This is a genomic window from uncultured Campylobacter sp. (assembly GCF_938045405.1).
Classification (GTDB): Bacteria; Campylobacterota; Campylobacteria; order Campylobacterales; family Campylobacteraceae; genus Campylobacter_B.
This window is the reverse complement of the sequence record NZ_CALIMW010000260.1, coordinates 1-3,065: the sequence shown is the minus strand read 5'-3', so window position 1 is coordinate 3,065 and position 3,065 is coordinate 1. Positions and strand designations below refer to the sequence as shown.

Annotated in this window: 6 protein-coding genes; 5 read left to right on the top strand and 1 reads right to left on the bottom strand. The window is 45.0% G+C overall.

The window, feature by feature from the left end; genetic code table 11:
- The first annotated feature begins 4 nt into the window (after positions 1-4).
- Together Q0140_RS11085 and Q0140_RS11080 are read left to right on the top strand one after the other, a co-directional pair.
- Positions 5-157, top strand: coding sequence for a DUF1064 domain-containing protein (locus Q0140_RS11085; RefSeq protein WP_366112875.1), 153 nt, complete (start codon positions 5-7; stop codon positions 155-157).
- On the top strand, positions 157-447 hold the full coding sequence (locus Q0140_RS11080) for a hypothetical protein (RefSeq protein ID WP_297964570.1): 291 nt from the start codon (positions 157-159) through the stop codon (positions 445-447). The genes Q0140_RS11085 and Q0140_RS11080 overlap by 1 nt, the downstream gene beginning before the upstream one ends.
- Before the next feature lie 163 nt (positions 448-610).
- Here Q0140_RS11080 and Q0140_RS11075 read toward each other — a convergent pair whose 3' ends face one another.
- Entirely contained in the window at positions 611-904 is a 294-nt protein-coding gene (locus tag Q0140_RS11075; protein WP_297964568.1) for a hypothetical protein, read from the bottom strand.
- 160 nt (positions 905-1,064) lie between these two features.
- On the opposite strand from Q0140_RS11075, the gene Q0140_RS11070 reads away from it, so the two are divergent.
- From Q0140_RS11070 to Q0140_RS11060, 3 genes are all read left to right on the top strand, one after another.
- Complete coding sequence (locus Q0140_RS11070; protein WP_297964566.1) at positions 1,065-1,277, top strand: hypothetical protein; 213 nt, start codon at positions 1,065-1,067, stop codon at positions 1,275-1,277.
- A gap of 89 nt (positions 1,278-1,366) precedes the next feature.
- Complete coding sequence (locus Q0140_RS11065; protein WP_297964564.1) at positions 1,367-1,900, top strand: hypothetical protein; 534 nt, start codon at positions 1,367-1,369, stop codon at positions 1,898-1,900.
- Positions 1,893-3,065 (top strand): hypothetical protein (locus tag Q0140_RS11060; RefSeq protein WP_297964562.1); only part of this gene is annotated, 1,173 nt, incomplete at its 3' end. The genes Q0140_RS11065 and Q0140_RS11060, both read left to right, overlap by 8 nt.

The window sequence follows — 3,065 nt, the reverse complement described above, 5'->3', positions numbered from 1 at the left end:
CGCGATAGAGTATATCGCCGATTTTGTCTATGAAGCGGACGGGCTCATCATTGAGGACGTCAAAGGCTACCGCACGCCCGAATACAAGATCAAAGCCAAGATGTTAAAAAAACTGATCGCAAGCGGCAAGATAGACGGGGAATTCAAGGAGAGCTGATGGAGCTATATTTTTCCGTGCTAGATCATGTAGCACAGGGGTGGGAAAGCAGACCAGATGACTACTATTTGACCGAAATCTCGTTTCTGCTGCGCGAGGTTTTCGGCTCAAAGCTCACGGACGAAACCGTGATAAACTCTTTGCGGACTTGTAGAACTGCAAAATTTGAAAAAGAGCTCGGCGAAATCTTAAATACGCCAAAAGAAGCTTTGCAGTGGATTTTGAGCCATAGAATGAGAGAGGATAGGCGCAAAGCTTGCGAAAAACGATACCTTACGCCTAAAAATTGAAACTTTTACAAACCCTATAAGGGAACGCATTTAAAAATACAAGTTTCAAACCCCAGCGGGGTAAACAGGGCAGATTTGAAATTAAGTAAAGTATAAATTTCAAACCCTACAAGGGTAATTCTGCCCTGCAAATGAATTATATAATTCATTTTCTTAATTTTTACTAAATTTCTTTTGTATATGTGGCATTATTCCAACCATCGAATTCGTTATAAAAATTGAAGCAGCAATCGCTTTGAAATTCATCAAGGCTCGACCATACTTGCCCCTCAGCCCCCAAAATGTCTTTAATTATATTGGCGGGATAGAACATTACATTATCGTAACTCTGCAGTCCTACAATTTCGCCATCTTCATCATATATGATTATCCCAGTTGAATTATACCCCAAGTTGCACTCTTCACCATTTAAAAGCCTTGCCGCTTCGACACCTTGTTCCCAAAATAGCCTTTTCATTTTTTACTCCTTGCAAAACATTTTGTTTTGAATTGAGCGTATTATAATACATTTTGTTTCAAATGTCAAGAGTTTTTAAAACTTTTTGCATTATTTTTGCAAAAAAATAAAATATTTTGTTTTATTTGGTATAATTATAAAAATTTAGATAGGAATAGACATGACGAAACAAGAATTTGTATCAAAGCTAAAAGACCTGAATTTACCCGTTGCCGATTTTGCGGAGATGGTAGGGCTTCATCCTGCATCCGTGCGAAGCTTCAATGACGAAAAACGCCCCGTTCCGGGCTGGATAGATAGCTGGATGCAAAACTACGAGAAAGCTAGGGCGCTAGACGAGCTTTTAGCACTCATCGAAAAATTTAAAAAATAACCCCCCCAGACTTATCATTTTTTAAAAGTTTTCACAAGCCGAAGTCTTTTTTCAAATCCGTGGTAGCATTTCACGAAAAAGGGTGAAATATGGCAAAGATCACGGACGAAACAAAAAAGCAAGTAATAGCAGACTATCTTACGGGCAAATTTTCACAACGCGACCTGGTGAAAAAATATAATATTTCGCTAGGAACCGCAAATAAATTAACCAAGGATTTGGCGCCTGAAAATGAACGCTATGTAGAAGCCGAAGTAACGATGATTGCGGCAAGGCAAACGCTCCCAAATGAACAGATGAACGCAATAATGAACGCCGCTAAAGACGAGGCGTATAACAGGGGGCTGATTTTTAACGCCACTCAAAAAAACCTGGTAAAGATCACGGAAATGCTAAATAAAAATACCAAGCACGAAAAGGTAGGCGTAGGCGACGGAGTGCAAAACTTCGAGCCGGTAGAACTAAACGCGAACGATTATAAGGCGCTACAGGACGCGATAGATAAAGCAAGCCTAACGCTCGGCGTAAATCCTCGCACAGCCCAAACCCTCATTCAAAACACCAACGCGCAGCAGACGAAAATTCAGATCACCAGACGAGAGATAGGAGCGAGCGATGAGTGAGTTATCTCTTGATCTGCGCTATACGCCGCAGCAAAAGGCGGTATTTTTCCAAAACGACGCGCGCTTTTGCACCATTGAAAAGGGTAGACGCTTCGGCTTCACCAAAGGCACGGCGAATGCCTGCATCGAGTGGCTGCTTGAGGGGCAAAAGATACTCTGGGTAGATACGATAGCGGCGAATTTGAAAAGATATTTTGAGCGGTATTTCCTCCCCGAGCTGCGGCAGTTGCCAAAAGAGCTGTGGAGCTGGAACGCGCAAGACAAGCAACTCAAGATCGGCGAAGGCTATCTTGATTTTCGCTCCGCAGAACGCCCCGAAAATATCGAGGGTTTCGGATACGACACGGTCATCCTCAACGAGGCGGGCATAATTTTAAAAGACCCCTACCTATGGGACAATGCGATCTCTCCTATGCTGCTTGACAATCCGAACTCTCGCGCATTCATCGGCGGAGTGCCGAAAGGAAAGAACAAATTTTTCGATCTGGCGCAGCGCGGAATGAGAAACGAAAAAGGTTGGCGGAATTTTCAGTTTTCTAGCTACGACAACCCGCTGCTGCAAAAAGAGGAGATCGATCGTCTCGTCGCAGAGCTGGGCGGAGCAGATAGCGACGTGGCCAGACAGGAGATTTTCGGCGAGTTTTTGGATACGACGTCAAACTCCGTGTTTTCTCTCTCTGCAATCGAGGCGGCATTTCGCAAAGAGAGGTATTTCGACGCAGGCGCGTCCGTGATCTGGGCTCTAGACGTAGCCAGAGAGGGAGACGACGAAAGCGTGCTCTGCAAAAGGCAGGGCGATAGCGTAGAAGCTCTGAAGCCCTATCGCATAGCTAGCACGAGCGAGCTAGCGCGCGAAATTTACGGCGAGTATGAGAGAACCGATCTCAAACCTCACGCAATCTATATCGACACTATCGGAGTGGGTGCGGGGGTGTTTGATACCTTGTGCGATCTAGGGCTGCGCGGCATCGTGCGAGAGGCAAAGGGCAGCTTCAAGGCAAGCGATGAGCGCAAATATGCGAACAAAAGAGCCGAGATGTATTTCAATCTGCGAGAAAAGCTTCCGCTGCTTGCGATCGCGCCCGATGAGGAGCTCAAAAGGCAGCTGCAGACGATCTCGTTTTTTTTCGACAAAAAGGAGCGGTATCTGCTGATGCCGAAAGAG